At 65.5% G+C, this 17227-nt stretch carries 15 protein-coding genes; 2 read left to right on the top strand and 13 right to left on the bottom strand.

Features of this window, described 5'->3' with window-relative positions; all coding sequences use genetic code 11:
• Positions 1–19 precede the first annotated feature (19 nt).
• The gene (locus tag KBY97_RS08730; protein WP_255146420.1) at positions 20–286 is read right to left on the bottom strand and encodes a DUF3143 domain-containing protein; all 267 of its coding nucleotides are present in this window, start codon (positions 284–286) and stop codon (positions 20–22) included.
• Positions 186–743, bottom strand: coding sequence for a J domain-containing protein (locus KBY97_RS08725; protein ID WP_255146418.1), 558 nt, complete (start codon positions 741–743; stop codon positions 186–188). The genes KBY97_RS08730 and KBY97_RS08725 overlap by 101 nt, the downstream gene beginning before the upstream one ends.
• 120 nt (positions 744–863) lie before the next feature.
• Here KBY97_RS08725 and rsmG point away from each other — a divergent pair, with 120 nt between their 5' ends.
• On the top strand, positions 864–1622 hold the full coding sequence (rsmG, locus tag KBY97_RS08720; protein WP_255146415.1) for a 16S rRNA (guanine(527)-N(7))-methyltransferase RsmG: 759 nt from the start codon (positions 864–866) through the stop codon (positions 1620–1622).
• Between the two features lie 12 nt (positions 1623–1634).
• Here rsmG and KBY97_RS08715 read toward each other — a convergent pair whose 3' ends face one another.
• The 6 genes from KBY97_RS08715 to KBY97_RS08690 form a co-directional block, all read right to left on the bottom strand.
• Positions 1635–2804, bottom strand: a complete 1170-nt coding sequence (locus KBY97_RS08715; RefSeq protein ID WP_255146453.1) for an aldo/keto reductase — start codon at positions 2802–2804, stop codon at positions 1635–1637.
• A 76-nt stretch (positions 2805–2880) separates the two neighbouring features.
• Positions 2881–3318 (bottom strand): ferredoxin, encoded by a 438-nt coding sequence (locus KBY97_RS08710; RefSeq protein ID WP_255146413.1) that lies wholly within the window; start codon positions 3316–3318, stop codon positions 2881–2883.
• A 4-nt stretch (positions 3319–3322) separates the two neighbouring features.
• Positions 3323–3715 carry a DUF1257 domain-containing protein gene (locus KBY97_RS08705; protein ID WP_255146411.1) on the bottom strand — a complete coding sequence of 131 codons (393 nt, stop codon included), beginning with the start codon at positions 3713–3715 and terminating at the stop codon, positions 3323–3325.
• A gap of 26 nt (positions 3716–3741) precedes the next feature.
• On the bottom strand, positions 3742–3954 hold the full coding sequence (locus tag KBY97_RS08700) for a DUF2997 domain-containing protein (protein WP_255146409.1): 213 nt from the start codon (positions 3952–3954) through the stop codon (positions 3742–3744).
• Between the two features lie 56 nt (positions 3955–4010).
• The gene (locus tag KBY97_RS08695) at positions 4011–4826 is read right to left on the bottom strand and encodes a HEAT repeat domain-containing protein (RefSeq protein WP_255146451.1); all 816 of its coding nucleotides are present in this window, start codon (positions 4824–4826) and stop codon (positions 4011–4013) included.
• A gap of 52 nt (positions 4827–4878) precedes the next feature.
• Positions 4879–5004 carry a hypothetical protein gene (locus KBY97_RS08690; protein WP_255099860.1) on the bottom strand — a complete coding sequence of 42 codons (126 nt, stop codon included), beginning with the start codon at positions 5002–5004 and terminating at the stop codon, positions 4879–4881.
• 84 nt (positions 5005–5088) lie between these two features.
• Between KBY97_RS08690 and KBY97_RS08685 the strand changes: the two genes are divergently transcribed.
• Positions 5089–6354, top strand: a complete 1266-nt coding sequence (locus KBY97_RS08685) for an AmpG family muropeptide MFS transporter (RefSeq protein ID WP_255146408.1) — start codon at positions 5089–5091, stop codon at positions 6352–6354.
• Positions 6355–6430: 76 nt separating this feature from the next.
• Here the strand turns inward: KBY97_RS08685 and rlmN are convergent, their stop codons facing one another.
• The 5 genes from rlmN to rpoB all read right to left on the bottom strand — a co-directional run bounded on the left by rlmN (position 6431) and on the right by rpoB (position 17051).
• Positions 6431–7510, bottom strand: coding sequence for a 23S rRNA (adenine(2503)-C(2))-methyltransferase RlmN (gene rlmN, locus KBY97_RS08680; protein WP_255146407.1), 1080 nt, complete (start codon positions 7508–7510; stop codon positions 6431–6433).
• On the bottom strand, positions 7501–7659 hold the full coding sequence (locus KBY97_RS08675) for a chlorophyll a/b-binding protein (RefSeq protein WP_255146405.1): 159 nt from the start codon (positions 7657–7659) through the stop codon (positions 7501–7503). Before KBY97_RS08675 ends, rlmN begins: the two co-directional genes overlap by 10 nt.
• Before the next feature lie 4 nt (positions 7660–7663).
• Entirely contained in the window at positions 7664–11734 is a 4071-nt protein-coding gene (locus KBY97_RS08670; RefSeq protein WP_255146403.1) for a DNA-directed RNA polymerase subunit beta', read from the bottom strand.
• Positions 11735–11795: 61 nt separating this feature from the next.
• The gene (locus KBY97_RS08665) at positions 11796–13700 is read right to left on the bottom strand and encodes a DNA-directed RNA polymerase subunit gamma (protein ID WP_255146401.1); all 1905 of its coding nucleotides are present in this window, start codon (positions 13698–13700) and stop codon (positions 11796–11798) included.
• Positions 13701–13754: 54 nt separating this feature from the next.
• On the bottom strand, positions 13755–17051 hold the full coding sequence (gene rpoB, locus KBY97_RS08660; protein ID WP_255146400.1) for a DNA-directed RNA polymerase subunit beta: 3297 nt from the start codon (positions 17049–17051) through the stop codon (positions 13755–13757).
• Positions 17052–17227 lie beyond the last annotated feature (176 nt).

The raw sequence follows: 17227 nt of genomic DNA, 5'->3' as shown, positions 1-17227 counted from the left end.
ACTGCCCCGTGAGCGCAGTTCAGGGCCCGGCCAGGATCGCCGATTCCACATCCGCGCGGGTGAGGCCATAGGGGAACAACCGCACCGTGCTGCGCCCGTCCTGATGCCAGGTCACGCGAATCTCCTCGACCGCAAGCTCGATCAAGGCGCTCCACTGCGGCTGATGCAGATCCCAGGAACTGCGGTCACTGCGGCTGGGGCTCGCTCCCAACTGCCGCAGCCATTGCTCCAGGGCCGGCAATGGATGGTTGTAGAGGGGCGTCTGAAGGGGGGGCAGGGCGTTCATCCCCAGCAGCATCACCGGATGGAGGGGCAGTCTGCACGGACGCGGGCGGAGCCAGCAGATCTGCCCCCCGCCACCAGGCCAGGCCAAGCCCCAGCACCAGGCTGCACACCAGGGCCGCACCGAGCAACACCAACGCGAACCACTCACCACCGGACAGCGCCCGGCGCGCGGAGAGGGCGCGCTGTCCGGAGCTGACGCCCTGGCTGGGGACAGCGGTGCGGGCCGTGGCCGGTTTGAGCGCCGCGGCCTTCTGCAGCTCAAGCAGCCGCAGCTGCCCGTCGTAGGCGTGGCGGCTGTCAGGGTCGCTGAGGGTGGTGTAGGCGGTCTGCAGGCGCTGGAACTGTTGCTCGGCTTCCGCGGCCGGCAGGGTGGTGGTATCGGGGTGATACAACTTGCTCAAGGTGCGGAACGCCTGGCGCAGCTCCTGAGCCGTCGCTGTGGTCGCAAGACGCAGCAACTGGTAATGGGTCTGACCCCTTCCTGGACGTTCGCCTGCTGCCACCGAGCCCGCACCGGGTCTGCGAGATCCTAGAGATCTCAGTCGGTTCTGCCGGCGCGGATGGTGACCTCCCAGGGAATGAACGTTCCGCTTGATCCCCCCAGCCTCGCGGCGGACGCCGGCGACCCGGCGGCACTCTGGGCCGCCCTTGGCTGGCGGCCCGACGCGGAGCAGCTCGGGGCACTGGAAGCGCTGCAGCAGGAGCTGCGCCAGTGGAATGCCCGCCTCAATCTCACCCGGCTGGTGGAGGGCGACGACTACTGGATCGCCCAGGTGTTCGACAGCCTCTGGCCCTGGCGTTCCTTGCTGCACAGCCCGGCGGCGCCGCTGAAGCTGGTGGATGTGGGCACCGGCGGCGGCTTCCCCGGCCTGGTACTGGCGATCGCCCTGCCCCAGGCGCGGCTCACCCTGGTGGATTCGGTGGGGCGCAAGGCGGCAGCGGTGCAGGCGATGGCCGCCTCGCTGGGTCTGGGCGAGCGGGTGGTGGTGCGCTGCGAGCGGGCGGAGCTGAGCGGCCGGAGCCGCGACTGCCGCGGCCGCTTCGACTGGGCCCTGGCCCGCGCCGTGGCCGCAGCGCCGGTGGTGGCCGAATACCTGGTGCCGCTGCTCAGGCCCGGGGGCCAGGCGCTGCTCTACCGGGGCCAGTGGAGCGCCGCAGACCAGCAGGCCATGGAGCGGGCCGTGCTGCCGCTGCGGGCGGAGCTGCGGCGGGTGGAGCGGCAGGAGCTGCCCTCTGGCCGTGGTGTGCGCCATGCCGTGGTGGTGGCCGCCGCCGGGCTCTGCCCCCAGCTCTATCCCCGGCCTGTGGGCGTGCCGGCCAAGCTGCCGCTGGGCTAGGCGGCGGCTGGGCTAAGCGGCTGCCTCATCGGCCATCAGCCGCTGGTGCGGGGTGCCCCCGAGCCGGCGGCGCAGCCGGCGCAGCAGCTCAGGGATCTGCGCGGCCCAGGGGCTGGCCTGGAGGGCCGCCAGCAACACCGCCTCGCTCACCTCGGCATCGAGCGCATCGGCATTGGCGCCGGGGAACCAGTGCCCCCCTTGCCCCAGCAGGCCGTAACGGGCGCGGCCGAAGCTCTCCAGGTCCCAGGCTTCCAGCAGGTTGTGCAGCCAGAGCAGCACCGGCACGTTGATGCCACCGGGGGTGTCGCTCCAGGCGGGCAGCCCCTCCTGCCAACTGCCCAGCCAGGCGGGGCCGAGCGCGTCGAGCCGCGCCTGCTCCAGCCGCTGCAGCACCGGCGGCAGCAGCTGAGCGGCCTCGGGGAGCCGCTGCACCGCCTCCAGGTGCAGGTCGAGGTCCTCTGGGCGGGCCGCACCGACGCTGAGGGTGTGCACATCGGCGTTGGTGAGGCAGAAGAGATCGTTGAACACGATCGGGTGCAGCGGCGCGCACAGATCACCCAGCCGCGCCGACGGGCTGTGCAGGTGCCCTCCCTTGTCGGTGGGGCTGATCAGGAACACGCCCATGTCGTGGCGGCGGGCGGCCTCGATCGCCGCGCTGTTCTGCTGGCGGATGAAGTACCAGTGCAGGTTGATGTAGTCGAAGGCGTCGCTTGCGATCGCCTCCAGGATCAGTGGCAGCGGGGCATGGGTGGAGAAACCCACAGCACCAAGGCGTCCGTCGCGCTGCCAGCGGCGCACCACCTCCAGGCAGCCGCCCGGCCGCAGGGTCTGCTGCAGGTGCTCCGGCAGGTTGACGCCATGGATGGCCAGCAGGTCGAGCCGCTCCACCTGCAGCCGCTCACAGCTGAGTTCCAGCTCGGCTTCGAACGCGGCGGGATCCTCGTGCGGCGGCACTTTGGTCTGAAGGATGCGCTGAGGATCCGCCGTGGGCCCCAGCAGCCAGCCCAGCTGGCGTTCGGAGCTGCCGTAGTGGCGGGCTGTTTCGATGTGATGCAGGCCATGGGCGCGGGCCCGCTCCAGGGTGGCCGCCACATTCGCCTGGCTGGCCGGGGTGATCTGGTCGCCGGGCAGGTCGCTCCAGCTCTGCTGATAGCGCATGCCGCCAAGTGAGAGCACCGGCATGGGCAGGCCGGTGCGGCCGAAGCGGCGCGTGGGAATGGGCGGCGTCACCGGAGCTGGGGCGGGTGGGGTGGAGGGATCAGGGCCGCGGCAGGGTGCGCTTCACCCGCGCCGCGCAGGGCAGACCGAGGGGGTGAAGCTCCTGATGGCGCAGCTGCTCCTCGAGCGCAGGGATCTCCTCATAGGCCACCCAGTGGATGCAGTCGACCGGGCAGGTGTCGATCGCTTCCTGGATCGTCTCGGTGGTGTCCCCGTCCTGGCGGATGGCGCGGGAGCGTCCCCACAGAGGTTCCACCAGAAACGTGTTGCCGGCCACATGGGCGCAATAGCGGCAGCCGATGCAGACGGCTTCATCCACCCAGACGGCTCGCTGACGCAGGCGCCCACCCAGCAACGGTTCGTGGCCACTGGCCACTGGCCGCGCTGTGGCTTCGGCCGTGAAGGCGAGCGAAGGGTCAGCGGCACCAGCGGCGCCGTCAGCGGCGACGGCGGCGGACTCGGCCCATTCAGGCGACACGGATTCAGGCGTCCCAGCGGGACACGACCAGCTCAATGGTGCCGTCAACGGCCTGGATCTGCTCGGTGACCTGGAAGCCTTCCGCTACAGAAGCGGCGAGGATGGAACGCAACGCGTAGCGCTGGGTGACCTGCGCCAGGAAACGCTCCACCGGCACGGGCTGCTTCCACAGATCCAGATCGGTCACGAGCTCATAGCTGTTGCTGGTGGCATTCCAGCGGAAACCGATGTCGCCACCACCGGTCTGAGCCACGCAGAGCTCGGCGAGCACAGTCTGGCCGCGGTAGCCGCGCACTGGGCGCTCGCTCGAATCGGGCTCATGGCCGAGATCACGTAAGGCGCCGAGCAGGGCATCACGGTCGCGGAGCTCGGTCTTGACGGTGCTGAAGTGCGACATCGAAACGGGGGCGAACGGTGAAGGGTTCAGGCGGAACGCTGCTCGACCGGCAAAGCCGCCGAGGTGGTCTGGACCTGGCTCAAAAAGGCTTCCGCCGTGCTGGTGCGTTGCTGAACGCTGCCGAGGCTGGATTCGATCCGCTCGGTCAGCTGCTGGCAGCCCTCACCACGAAATCCCTGGACCAGCTCCTCAACGGTGCCGTCGGGGTGGATGCGAAATCGGATGGTGTGCTGGGCCATCCTGCGGCAGAAAGCGTGGCCGGATGCTAACCGGATCGGTCAAACCGTGCGGCTGCTCAGCTGAGCAGCCCCTCATCGACCAGCGTCTGCAACCGTTCGAGCACCGAAGGATCTTCCAGTTGCTCCAGGGCCACCCGGGCTTCGTCCCGCACGGTGGCGTCGTTGTCGTGGAGCAACACCTCCACCAGCACACCCACCAGCTCCGACTGGCGCGGCGGCACGAGATGGTCGTACAGGCGGCCGAGGGACCAGGCGCTGTTGCTGCGCACCACCGGCTCACTGTCGATGCGCAGACTCAGCAGAAGCTGGGCGGCCGCCTGATCCGCCTTGGCCGCTCCCGTACTGCCAGCATCCGCCAGCGACCCGGCCGCCCACAGGCGCACGGCGGCAATGTCGAGCTGAAGCGCGCGGATCAAGGGGTTGAGCACCGGGGCTTCCGGGTAATTGCCCAGGCTCCAGGCCACCGCCTTGCGCACATAGCCGTTGGCGTCGTCCTGAAGGAGGGCCAGCAGGGGCTCCACGGCCCGCGGATCGGGGTTGCGGCCCAGGGCGTACACCGTGCTCATCCGCAGGATCGGGCAGGTGGAAGCCAGCAGGGGCAACAGCCGTGGCACGGCACGGGGGTCGCGGTGTTCGCAGAAGATGCGCAGGCCCTGCATGCGCTGGTCGTGGCCGCCGGCCAGCAACTCCAGGCCCAGATCGCACTCAGCGGCAATGTCGCCCTGGCCGGGCTCAAGCGTGTCGATCGCATCAAGCGGATCAAGGGCCAGCTCCTGGGCCAGCTCCCCGGCCAGCAGCTCCGGATCAAACGCCAGCTCCGCCGGGCTCCTGGAGAACGGCGGCACGGATTCGCTGCTGACCTCGTCATCCATGGTCACCGTCATCCATTGGCACCGTCATCAATGGGCACCAAAGCGCCCCTCCTTATCCAATCGGCGCCGGCGCTGCCATGTCGCCGGGCAGCCAGATCCTCGCACTCACGGCGAACAGGGCCAGGCCAAAAAGCAGCACGATGCCGGCCGGGAGCAGGGTGGAACGAAAGAACGACACGGAAAATCCTGGTGGTGTTGGCATTCTGAAGGCATAGGGTTCGGCCAGTCGTGAACGGGACCCTTGCCGCCTGTTTCCAGTCCTGTGCCCACCGTTTCGTCCTGGCGCCGGCTTGTGGCCGTGGCGGCCGCCGGTGTGGCGAGCGGTGCTCCCTACATGGTGGGCAGCCGCCTGCTGCAGGGCTGGCTCAGCGCCAGCCAGGTGCCGCTGGCGTTGATCGGCCTGATTCCCCTGGCTGAGCTGCCCTACACCCTGAAGCTGTTCTGGGCGCCGTTGCTGGATCGCTGGCCGATCCCCTGGCCCGACCGGCGCCGGGGCTGGCTGGTGCTGCTGCAACTGGTGTTGGTGGTGGTCACCGCGGCGATGGCGCTGCTGCGGCCGAGCACCGATGCCGCCAGCCTCGCCGCCATCGGCGTGATGGCACTGCTGCTGGCCATCTGCAGCGCCACCCAGGACATCGCCGTCGATGCGTACCGCACCGACCTGCTGCCGGAACTGGAGCGGGGGCCCGGTGCGGCCGCCGCCTCGCTGGGCTACCGGGCGGCGATGCTGGCGGTGGGGGCAGGGGGATTCCTGCTGGCCGGGCGCTTCGGCTGGCCGGCGGCTTTTCTCGGCTCGGCAGTGCTGATCGCCGCCATGCTGCCGTTCACATTGACGGCGCCTCGGCTGCCTGCCATCGAGCATCCCGTCACCAGCCTGCGCCAGGCGGTGCTGGGACCCGCCCGTGAATTCCTGCGGCGCAGCGGGCCGAACCGCTCCTGGCAACTGTTGCTTCTGGTACTGCTCTATCGCTGGCCCGATGGCCTGCTCAGCGCCATGGCGATCCCGTTTCTGACCAGCAAGGGCTTCACCCCTGCCGATATCGGCCTGGTGCAAGGCGGCTGGGCGGTGGCCGCCACGATGGCGGGCACGGTGCTGGGGGGCGTGCTGTTCAGCCGGCTGGGCATGAACCGCTCCCTGTGGCTGTTCGCCGTCGCCGGGGCGCTCGGCAACCTCAGCTACTGGGCGCTCGCCCAGTTCGGTGGTGGTCTGGCGGGGCTGATCACGGCGGTGAGCCTGGAGAATCTCTCCGGCGGCATGGTGGGCGCCGTGTTCGTGGCCCTGCTGATGAGCCTCTGCAATCCGCGCTTCTCCGCCACCCAGTACGCCCTGTTCTCCGGCGTCTACGCCATGAGCCGCTCGGTGCTGGCGGCACCGGCCGGGCTCGTGGCCGAGCGGGCGGGATGGGGACTGTTCTTCCTGTTCACCGTGGCGGCAGCGCTGCCGGCCTTCCTGCTGATGCTTCGCCTTACACCTTGGAACGAAGCGGAAGCCCGCGGGGCGTTCGATCCATCCCGCGATGCCACCTGAGCGGTGAGTGGATCTCACTTCTCGGGTGGCTGACGGCAGTGGGACTGGGTCAGCCGCGCGCCGCAGGTGAATGGCCTCAGCCCGCCGGCGTCAACCGTCGCCGCAGCTGGCCGCAGGCCGCGTCTTGATCCAGGCCCCGGCTGGCCCTCACGCTCACGGCCACGTGCCGATCTTGGAGGGCGCGCCGGAAGGCCTCGACCCGCTCCGGGCTGGGGCGCTGGAACTCCTCCTCCTCAATCGGGTTGTAAGGGATGAGATTCACGTGGCTCTGGAAACCACGCAGCAACTGGGCGAGAGCCACCGCCTGCCGCGGATGGTCGTTGAGCCCACCCAACAGGATGTATTCGAAGCTCACACGCCTTCCCGTGAGAGCCACGTAGCGGCGGCAATCCTCCAACAGCCGTTCAAGGGGATAGGCACGGGCTGTAGGAATCAGCTGCTCCCGCAGCGACTGATCAGGCGCATGCAGGCTCACCGCCAGGGTGAACTGGGCGCGCCCGAGCCGTTCGAGCGCCCGTTCGGCCAGTTGCGGCAACGTCTGGGGGACCCCGACGGTGCTGAGCGTGATCTGGCGTTGGGCCATGCCGAGATCGGTGCAGAGGCAATCGATCGCACCGAGCACGGCCTCGATGTTGAGCAGCGGTTCGCCCATGCCCATGAACACCACATGGCTGGGGCGCTCCCCCATCACCTCGCGCACCGTGAGCACCTGATCAACAATTTCGTGCACCGCCAGCGAACGATCAAGGCCGGCTTTACCGGTGGCGCAGAAGCGGCAGGCCATCGGGCATCCCACCTGACTGGAGACACAGACCGTGAGCCGGTCACTGCTGGGGATGCCCACTGTTTCGAGGCTCAGCCCATCGGCAGTGGCGAGCAACAGCTTGGTGGTGCCATCGCTGGCCACGCTGCGCAGCAGCTCGCGTGAACGGCCGATTGGATCAGGCAGCTCGGGGGCGGCCTCACCACAGAGCTGCTGGCGCCAGAGCTTCGGCAGCACAGTGACATCGGCAAAACGCCGTGCGCCCTTCGCGTAGATCCACTCGTGGAGCTGGCGGCCTCGGAAGGAAGGTTGGCCCTGGGCCACCGCCCAGGCTTCCAGGGCCTCAAGCTTGAGGCCCAGCAAGGGAACTGCGGGAGGGGCCGTCAGGGCCACACCAGCAGGCCGTGACCCAGCTTCCACTCCACAGCGAGCAGGGCGATGAATCCCAGCATGGCCAGGCGGCCGTTGAACAACTCGGTGTGGTGGTGAAAGCCGAAGCGCGGCAGGCGGCGCTGCGGGACGATCGGGGGTTGGAGAACCATGGAATCAGTCGTCGCTCAGCAGGCCTTCTTCCAGCAATCCTTCCACGGCGGCGGGATCAGGAATCAACTCCTCTTCCAGTCCTTCCTCAACACCGGGGCGAGCGAAAGCGGCAAAGCTGCTGGCCGTGGCCTCGATGCCACGCTTGCTGCGAACGGCATCGAGCTCATCTTCGGAGGGGTCATCGAGCACCGCGGGGGCGGCGACAGCGGCGGCTGCCGGCATCTCCACGGTGTAATCGGGCCGCAGGTTGGCCACGCGGCGATAACCGCCGGACTCCTCATCGAGGATGTCGGGATGGGGGCCAGCTTCGCTGCGCAGCTCTTCTTCAAAGCCACCGAAGCCGGTGCCGGCGGGGATGAGCCGGCCGATGATCACGTTCTCTTTGAGTCCTCTCAGCCAGTCGCTCTTGCCTTCGATCGCCGCTTCCGTGAGCACCCGGGTGGTCTCCTGGAAGCTGGCGGCAGAGATGAAGCTGTCGGTGTTGAGCGACGCCTTGGTGATGCCCAGCAGCACAGGCGTGAACTCCGCCGGTGCGCCACCGGTGATCGCCATTGCCTGATTGACCTGCTCAACTTGGCGCAGTTCAATCAGTTCGCCCGGCAGCAGGGTGGTGTCACCGGCGTCTTCGATGCGCACCTTGCTGGTCATCTGGCGGACGATGACCTCAATGTGCTTGTCGTCGATGGTGACGCCCTGGGATTTGTAGACGTTCTGTACTTCCTGCACCATGCGGAACTGGAGCTTGGAGATGGCCTCCTGAGCCGCTTCCATCGAGGGCTTGCGGGAGCGCAGATCCTCGAAATAGCACTCCAGGAGTTCGTGCGGGTTGATCGGTCCGTCGGTGAGCATCTCGCCGGCGCTCACCTGTTGCCCGTCGTTGACCATGGCGTTGCGGCCATGCGAGATCGGGTATTCAGTCTGGGCGTCGTCTGATTCGATCACCGACACCGTCACCGAGTCTTCGTCTTCGACCTGCTTGATCTGCACCGTCCCCGACCGGCGGCAGAGCACCGCCGATTCGCGCGGACGGCGGGCTTCAAGCAATTCTTCGATGCGCGGCAGACCCTGGACGATGTCACCCGTTTTCTGACGCTCGAACACCAGCAGTGCCAGGGCATCGCCACGCTGGACCAGTTCGCCGTCGCGAACGTGGAGCACCGAGTCGGGGGACACCATGTAGGGGCGGCCAAGGCGGATGGTGATCGTGTTGCCGTTGATCGCCTCAACCTGTCCGCAGCAATCGGCGCTGATGCCTTCGGCGAGCAGTTCACCGTCGACAAGGCGCTGACCGACCGTTGCGGCGATGGTGGCCGAACCGCAGTCAACATCCTTTGTGTCGTGGGCACGCTCAACGATCAGGCGGCGAACGGGTTCCCCGTCGATGGGATCGGGCAGCTGGACCAGACCGTTCTCCTTGCAGAGAATCTGGGTGGTGGCCACTACATCGCCGCTCTTGACGGCGATGCCGTCTTCCACTTGCAGCTTGGTGTGGGTGGAGCCGTGGCTGGCGTCAGACAGGGTGTCGCGGCGCACCAGCAGGGTTTCCAGGATCACCAGTTGCAGGCGTTCGATCGTCTTGGCGCGCTTGTCGGGCACCACCTCCACATCCACCGTCATCTGGGGTGTGGTGTCGATGGTTTCAAGGATCAGCTGGGTGCGCAGCAGCTCGACACCCTCCACAGATTTGATCATCTCGCCATCTTTGTAGGTGAGCCTTTGGGTGGCCTTGAGCCCAAGCGAAGGACCACCGTTCTGCTTGATGGTGGCAAGTTCGGGAAGGTGGGCCTGATCGGGAATCGTGTATTCCTCCACCGGGCGCAACAGCAGGGCGCCGCCTTCGGGAGTATCCACGGCCTCCACATACACCATCGCCTCGGTGACAAGACCCGGGGCGAGTTCATCGCCGGGATTGTGCAGCTTGCCTTCTTCTGCGTAACGGGCCAGCGCCTTGCTGTCGGAAACGAGATGGAGGGTGCCGGAGCGAACGATGATTTCGCGCAGGATGTCGTTCTTCTGGGTGACGGTGACGATGCCGGCGATTTGGCTGAAGATGTCCTTGACGACTTCAGTTCCAGCTTCAATCCACTGGCCGTCCTCAATCATCAACAGGGAGATGTCCTTGTTGATTTCGTGAGTTTCAGTGGGAATCCATAGCAGGGTGCCGCCCTTGGACACCTCATAGCCGTTCTTGGCCGACCTGGCTTTCTTGATTGAGAGACCGGGGGCATACTTCACCATGCCGCCTGTCTGGGTGCGGAAGCGATCATCAGCCAGTTCGGCAATCACTTCGCCAGTGCCGATCTTGCTGCCGGGGTGGGTGCGCACCACATAGCGGGAATTGTCTTTTCCTTCCAGGTGCCAGGTTTCCCCCGAGTGGGTGGATTCATGCACCAGCTTGCAATCCTTGAGGGTGAGGCTGGCGGTGACGATCTGCACTTCACGCGAATCGCCGGCCGACTCCCGCAGCCGCACGACGCCGCCGTGCTCGCTCACCAACCGGCTCTCCGCCAGCACATCACCGGTGGTGACGGGCTTGTTGCCGGCCACCACGGGCTGGGCATTGGGGGGGAGGTTGTAGACATCACCGGCCAGCACCCACATCCGGCCCAGCCGTTGAGCCTTGAGGGTGATGTTGCCCTGGCGGTCGGTGACTTGACGAGGCTGGATCACATCCTCGTAGCGCACCTGACCAGCCAGATCGCAGATCACATCCTTGGTGCCCTTCTCCACGCTCTTCTTGACCGACGTGCCCGCCGAGATCTGGGCCAACACTGTGTCTGCTGGCATCGATTGGCCATTGGCGACGAACAGGATGGAGCCGGTGCTGACTTCCACCTTCTGCACCTTGCCCTTGCCGCTGGGGATCACCGCAAGGGTGAAATCGGTTTCAGCGATCTGGGCCTCCACGCCGTGAGGTGTGCGGTGCTGACGCACCCTGGCTTTGGGGCCGAACTCCGCCACCCCTTCGAGAAGCGAGCGCACCACGCCGGTTTCGGCCGTGGACACACCACCGGTGTGGAAGGTGCGCATGGTGAGCTGGGTGCCGGGCTCGCCGATCGACTGGGCAGCGATGATGCCGACGGCTTCACCCAGATCCACCAGCTGGTTGTGAGCCAGGGCCCAGCCATAGCACTTGCGGCAGACCGAACGGGCGGCCTCGCAGGTGAGTGGAGAGCGCACCAGCACGGTGCGCACGCCAGCGGCTTCGATCAGCGCCGTGATCGGCTTATCGATTTCGCCATCGCGCTCCACCAGCACGTCGCCGTTGGCAGCCACCACGGGTTCCGCCGCCAGGCGGCCCACCAGCTTGGCCTGGAAACGGCCCTTTTCATCGGCCTGGATAGGAATGCCGCGGGTGGTGCCGCAGTCGTCTTCCCGCACGATCACGTCCTGAGCCACGTCCACCAGACGGCGGGTGAGGTAGCCGGAGTCGGCGGTGCGCAAGGCCGTATCCACCAGACCCTTACGGGCGCCGTAGGAGGAGATCACGTATTCCGTGACCGTGAGCCCTTCACGGAAGTTGGTGCGGATCGGCAGGTCGATGATTTCCCCCTGGGGGTTGGCCATCAGGCCGCGCATGCCGACCAGCTGCCGCACCTGGGACATGTTGCCCCGGGCACCGGAGTTGGCCATCATCCAGACGGAGTTGAGCGGGTCGTTGTCGTTGAAGTTCTTCTTGACTTCCTCAACCAGACGCTCGTTGGTTTCCGTCCAGGTGTCGATCACCTTCGTATGGCGTTCCACCTCGGTGATTTCGCCGAGCCGGTAGCGCTCTTCGGTATCGGTGATCTGCTGCTCGGCTTCCTCCAGCAGGCGCACCTTCTGCACCGGAATGCGCAGATCTTCCACCGAGATCGAGACGGCCGCCTGGGTGGCGTAGTGGAAGCCGAGATCTTTCAGCTCATCGGCCATCGAAGCGGTGGCAGCTGTGCCGTGGTGCTTGTAGGCCCACGCCACCAGATTGCGCAGAGCCTTCTTGTTGATCTCCTTGTTGATAAAGCGGGGAGCTTCTTTGGTCAGAGGAGCGTTGCGGCGACCCTGATCGGACGTGGAGGTGGAAGGTGAGCTGGTCATGGTGGGGCGCAGAGGAAGGCGGGTGGAGGAGGGCAGAAACAACTCGGGCGGAACTGAGCCTTCAGACGGCGGCCACCGCATCGATGATGGTGACGTTCATCACGACCCGGCCGACGGTGGTGAGCAGATAGCGGCTGATCAGGGCACCGTCTTCATCGAAGCGGTCGCGGCGATACTTCCACTGCTCGATGCGGGTGCCATCGCTGAGAGTTTCCTGCTTGAGGGGCACATCGCTTTCATCCTCATCATCAATCTCGCCAGTGAAGCGGACCCATACCCAGTTGTGGAGGGTGAGGTGCTTCTCATCGAAGGCATTGAGCACATCCGCGAGACCAGCGAAGGTGCGACTCCTGTCGCCGAAGGCCGGCTGCGACTCTTTGCGGTTCAAGGCGGTGAGGTAGTAGATGCCCAGCACCATGTCCTGGGAGGGAGTGATGATTGGCTCGCCGGTGGCAGGCGAAAGGATGTTGTTGCTGGCGAGCATCAACATGCGGGCTTCCGTCTGGGCTTCGATCGCCAAGGGCACGTGCACAGCCATCTGGTCGCCGTCGAAGTCGGCGTTGAAGGCCGGGCACACCAGCGGGTGAAGCTGGATGGCGCGGCCATCCACCAGCTTGGGTTCAAAGGCCTGGATGCCGAGGCGGTGCAGGGTGGGGGCCCGGTTGAGCAGGATCGGATGGCCTTCAATCACCTCTTGCAGCACCTGCATCACCTCATCGTCGGCGCGCTGAATCAGCTTCTTGGCCGCCTTGATGTTGTTGACGATGTTCTGGCGGATCAGCCGATGGATCACGAACGGCTGGAACAGCTCAATCGCCATCTCCTTGGGCAGACCGCACTGGTGCATCTTCAGCTTGGGACCCACCACGATCACGGAACGGCCGGAGTAGTCGACCCGTTTGCCCAGCAGGTTCTGGCGGAAGCGCCCTTGCTTGCCCTCAATGATGTCGCTGAGTGACTTGAGCGGCCTGTTGTTGGCACCCACCACGGTGCGGCCCCGGCGGCCGTTGTCGATCAGGGCATCAACAGCCTCCTGCAACATCCGCTTTTCGTTGCGGACGATGATCTCAGGAGCCAGGATCTCCTGCAACCGCGCCAGGCGGTTGTTTCGGTTGATCACCCGGCGGTAGAGATCGTTGAGGTCGGAGGTGGCGAAACGGCCGCCATCGAGCTGCACCATCGGCCGCAGATCCGGCGGAATCACAGGAATGGCATCAAGCACCATCCATTCCGGCCGGGCGTTGGTGGCGATGAAGTTGTCGATCACGCGCAGGCGCTTGATCAGCTTGGCCAGCTTCTGACCCTTGCTGCCGGCGATGTCCTCGCGGAGCTGTTCAGCGATCTCAGTGAGGTTGAGGTCGACGAGCAGCTGCTTGAGAGCTTCGGCGCCGATGCCCACAATGGGCTCATTCTCGATCTCAGAATCTTCAGCGTAGATCTGATCCTCAATCTCAAGCCACTCATCTTCGGTGAGCAGTTGCTTGTAGGTGAGGTCCTTGTGGTCGCCCTTTTCAAGCACCACATAGCAGTTGAAATACACGATCTGCTCCACATCCCGCAGGGGCATGTCGAGCAGGATCGCCACGTAGCTGGGGATCCCTTTCAGGTACCACACGTGCGAAACCGGGGCCGCCAGCTTGATGAAGCCCATGCGGTGACGACGCACCCGGCTCTCGGTGACCTCCACCCCGCAGCGCTCGCACACAATGCCGCGGTGGCGCACACGCTTGTACTTGCCGCAGTGGCACTCCCAATCCTTGGAAGGGCCAAAGATCTTCTCGCAGAACAGCCCGTCCATCTCTGGCTTGAGCGTGCGGTAGTTGATCGTTTCAGGCTTGGTGACTTCACCGACCACCTGACCATTGGGCAGGGTGCGTTGCCCCCACTGCATGATCCGCTCGGGGGAAGCGAGCGTGATCTTGACGTAGTCGAAGTGGTTTTCGGTGCGGAGGTTGCTGTTGGTCATGGCCGGGGTGTCGCGCGGACGTCAAGGGATACGGAACAGATCAGGCGTGGATCTTCAGTCGTCGTCGAAATCCGCGACGCCGAGCGACTCGTAGGTGGGCCGGTTGGGGGTGCTGCGGCGAGGGTTGACGTCTTGCATGAGGTCAACCTCGACGCCTTCGTCGGTGTACACCGCGATGTCCAGGCCCAGGGACTGAAGCTCGCGCATCAGCACCTTGAACGACTCAGGCGTGCCGGGGCGAGGAATGGGCTTGCCTTTGACGATGGCGTTGAGCGCCTCATTGCGGCCCTGCATGTCGTCGGATTTGACGGTGAGCAGTTCCTGCAGCGTGTAAGCGGCGCCATAGGCCTCAAGCGCCCAGACTTCCATTTCCCCGAGCCGCTGGCCGCCCTGCTGGGCTTTGCCGCCGAGGGGCTGCTGGGTCACGAGCGAGTAGGGGCCGGTGGAGCGGGCATGGATCTTGTCATCGACAAGGTGCACCAGCTTGAGGATGTGGGCATAACCCACGGTGACCGGTTGGTCAAACTTCTCGCCGGTGCGTCCATCGATCAGCTGGATCTTGCCGGGGTTCTCGGGGTCATAGACCCAATCTTTGCCGGGTTGTTTGGCGGCTTCTTCCAGGTACTTCTGCACGGTGTTCTTGGAGGTTTCATCCCCGTGCATTTCATCGAAGGGCACCACCTTCACCCGGCAACCCAGGTGAGAGGAGGCCCAGCCCATCAGGCACTCAAACACCTGCCCGACGTTCATCCGGGAGGGCACGCCGAGTGGATTGAGCACGATGTCGATGGGGGAGCCATCGGGCAGGTAAGGCATGTCTTCACGGGGAAGAATCCGGCTGATGATGCCCTTGTTGCCGTGGCGGCCGGCCATCTTGTCGCCAACCTGGATCTTGCGGCGCTGCGCCACATAGACGCGCACCACCATGTTCGCGCCCGGCGGCAGCTCATCGCCCTGCTCACGGGTGTAGATGCGCACATCCACCACACGGCCCCGTTCGGTGTTGGGCACCCGCAGGGAGTTGTCGCGCACGTCGCGGGCTTTCTCGCCGAAGATCGCGCGTAGCAGCTTCTCCTCCGGCGGTTGATCAGATTCGCCTTTGGGTGTCACCTTGCCCACGAGGATGTCACCCGATTCGACATACGCGCCGATGCGGATAATGCCCATCTCATCGAGGCTACCGAGGCTTTCTTCCGCCACGTTCGGGATTTCCCGAGTGATCTCCTCAGGCCCAAGCTTGGTCTGGCGGGCCTCGATCTCATACTTCTCGATGTGCACCGATGTGTAGAGGTCGTCCTGCACGAGCCGCTCGCTCACCAGGATGGCGTCTTCGTAGTTGTAGCCCTCCCAGGGCATGTAGGCGATCAGAACGTTCTGGCCCAGGGCGATCTCACCGCCCTCGCAGGCGGATCCATTGGCCAGCACCTGACCGGCGATCACGGCGTCGCCCTGCTTGACGATCGGCCGCTGGTTCAAGCAGGTGTCCTGGTTGGAGCGCTGATACTTCTGCAGCAGATGGGGATGGTCGACGCCGTCGACATCGCGGATCACGATGGCCGTGGCATCCACAAAGGTGACCACACCGTTGACACGGGTGATCGGCACCATGCCCGAGTCGCGAGCCACCTGGGTTTCCAGGCCCGTGCCTACCAGCGGCCGCTCGGGCCGGAGCAGGGGCACCGCCTGGCGCTGCATGTTCGAGCCCATCAGGGCACGGTTGGCGTCGTCGTGCTCGAGGAAGGGGATCAAGGAGGTGGCCACCGAGATCACCTGCACCGGCGACAGCTGAACGTAGTCAACTTGGGCGGGGGGAACGGTCTCGAAGTCCTGGCGGTAGCGGACCGGAATCAGCTCGGCCTGGATGCGGCCCTCGGCATCGGTGGCCACGTCGCCTGGAGCCACGCGGCACTCGTCTTCAAGGTCGGCGGAGAGATAGATCGGGTCGCTCTGCTTGAGGACGATGCCGTCTTGGACACGCCAGAAGGGTGTTTCGATGAAGCCGTATTCGTTGACCCGCGCGTGGGTGGCGAGCGAACCGATCAGGCCGGCATTCGGCCCTTCCGGTGTTTCGATCGGGCAGATGCGGCCGTAGTGGGAGGGGTGAATATCACGCACGGCGAAGCCGGCCCGCTCACGCGTGAGGCCACCGGGGCCGAGGGCACTGATGCGGCGCTTGTGCGTGAGCTCGGCCAGAGGGTTGGTCTGGTCCATGAACTGGCTGAGCTGGCTGGAGCCGAAGAACTCCTTGATCGCCGCCACCAGGGGCTTGGGGTTCACCAGCTGGGCCGGGGTGAGCGACTCAGTTTCACCGACGGTCATGCGCTCTTTGATGATCCGCTCGAGCCGGTTGAGGCCCACGCGCACCTGGTTCTGAAGCAGTTCGCCCACCGAGCGCACACGGCGGTTGCCGAGGTGATCGATGTCGTCGACTTCGTAGCCGGGCTGGCCGAGCTGCAGGCCGATCAGGTAATCGAGGGTGGAGAGCAGCTCCTCCTTGGTGAGCACCCGTGTTTCGTCGGGGACTGTGAGGCGCAGCTTCTTGTTGATCTTGTAGCGGCCCACGCGGCCAAGGTCGTAGCGCTTGGCATCGAAGAAGCGTGAATCCAGCAGCTGCTGACCGCCGCTCACCGACGGGGGTTCGCCCGGACGGAGCTTCTTGTAGAGCTCCAGCAGTGCCTGATCCTGGGAGGTGATCAGCTCGACATTGGTGGCTGTTTCGATCGTCTTGCGGTAGTAGTCGGGGTGCCGCAGCTTGTCGAGCACGTCGACATCCGACAGGCCCATGGCCCGCATCAGCACGTGCGCATTGATCTTGCGGGTCTTGTCGACCCGGACGTGCATCAACTCGTTCTTATCGGTTTCAAACTTCAGCCAGGCACCGCGGTTGGGGATGACGCTGGCGTTGTAGGTCTTGCGGCCGGTCTTGGGGTCGGGCTCTTCCTTGAAGTAGACACCGGGGCTGCGCACGATCTGGTTGACGATCACGCGCTCAGCGCCGTTGATGATGAACGTGCCGCGCTCGGTCATCAGCGGGAGCTCGCCGATGAAGACCTCCTGCTCCTTGATCTCGCCGGTTTCCTTGTTGACCAGGCGGCAGGTGACATACATCTGCGAGGCAAACGTGGCGTCGCGACGCTTGGCGTCTTCCACGTCGTGGCGGGGGCGCTTGAGCCGGTATTGATCGCCGACGAAATGCAGCTCCAGCTTGCCGGTGTAATCGGTGATCGGGGAGAAGCTGTCGAGCTCCTCGATCAGCCCTTTCTCCAGGAACCATTTGAAGCTCGCCCTCTGTACCTCCACGAGATCGGGCAGGTAAGTGGCGGTCTTGGCGACCTGGATCGCGCTGCTCATGCGGGGACCTGCAGTACGGAAGGGAAGGGGGGACCTGGAACGGCGACGTCAGCGGCTTGAAGGAAGCCTTGGCGGCTCCAGGGGATGAACGGACCTGAACGCTGGGGGAAAAGCGGCTCAGGCGGGCGGAGCCGGAGGGAGCGGCCCTGCCGGAATCCGGCTTATGGAGCTCGGTT

The organism is Synechococcus sp. ATX 2A4 (genome assembly GCF_024346375.1).
Lineage (GTDB): Bacteria > Cyanobacteriota > Cyanobacteriia > PCC-6307 > Cyanobiaceae > MW101C3.
The sequence above is the reverse complement of the archived record's forward strand: the minus strand, read 5'-3'. Positions and strand labels throughout refer to the sequence as shown.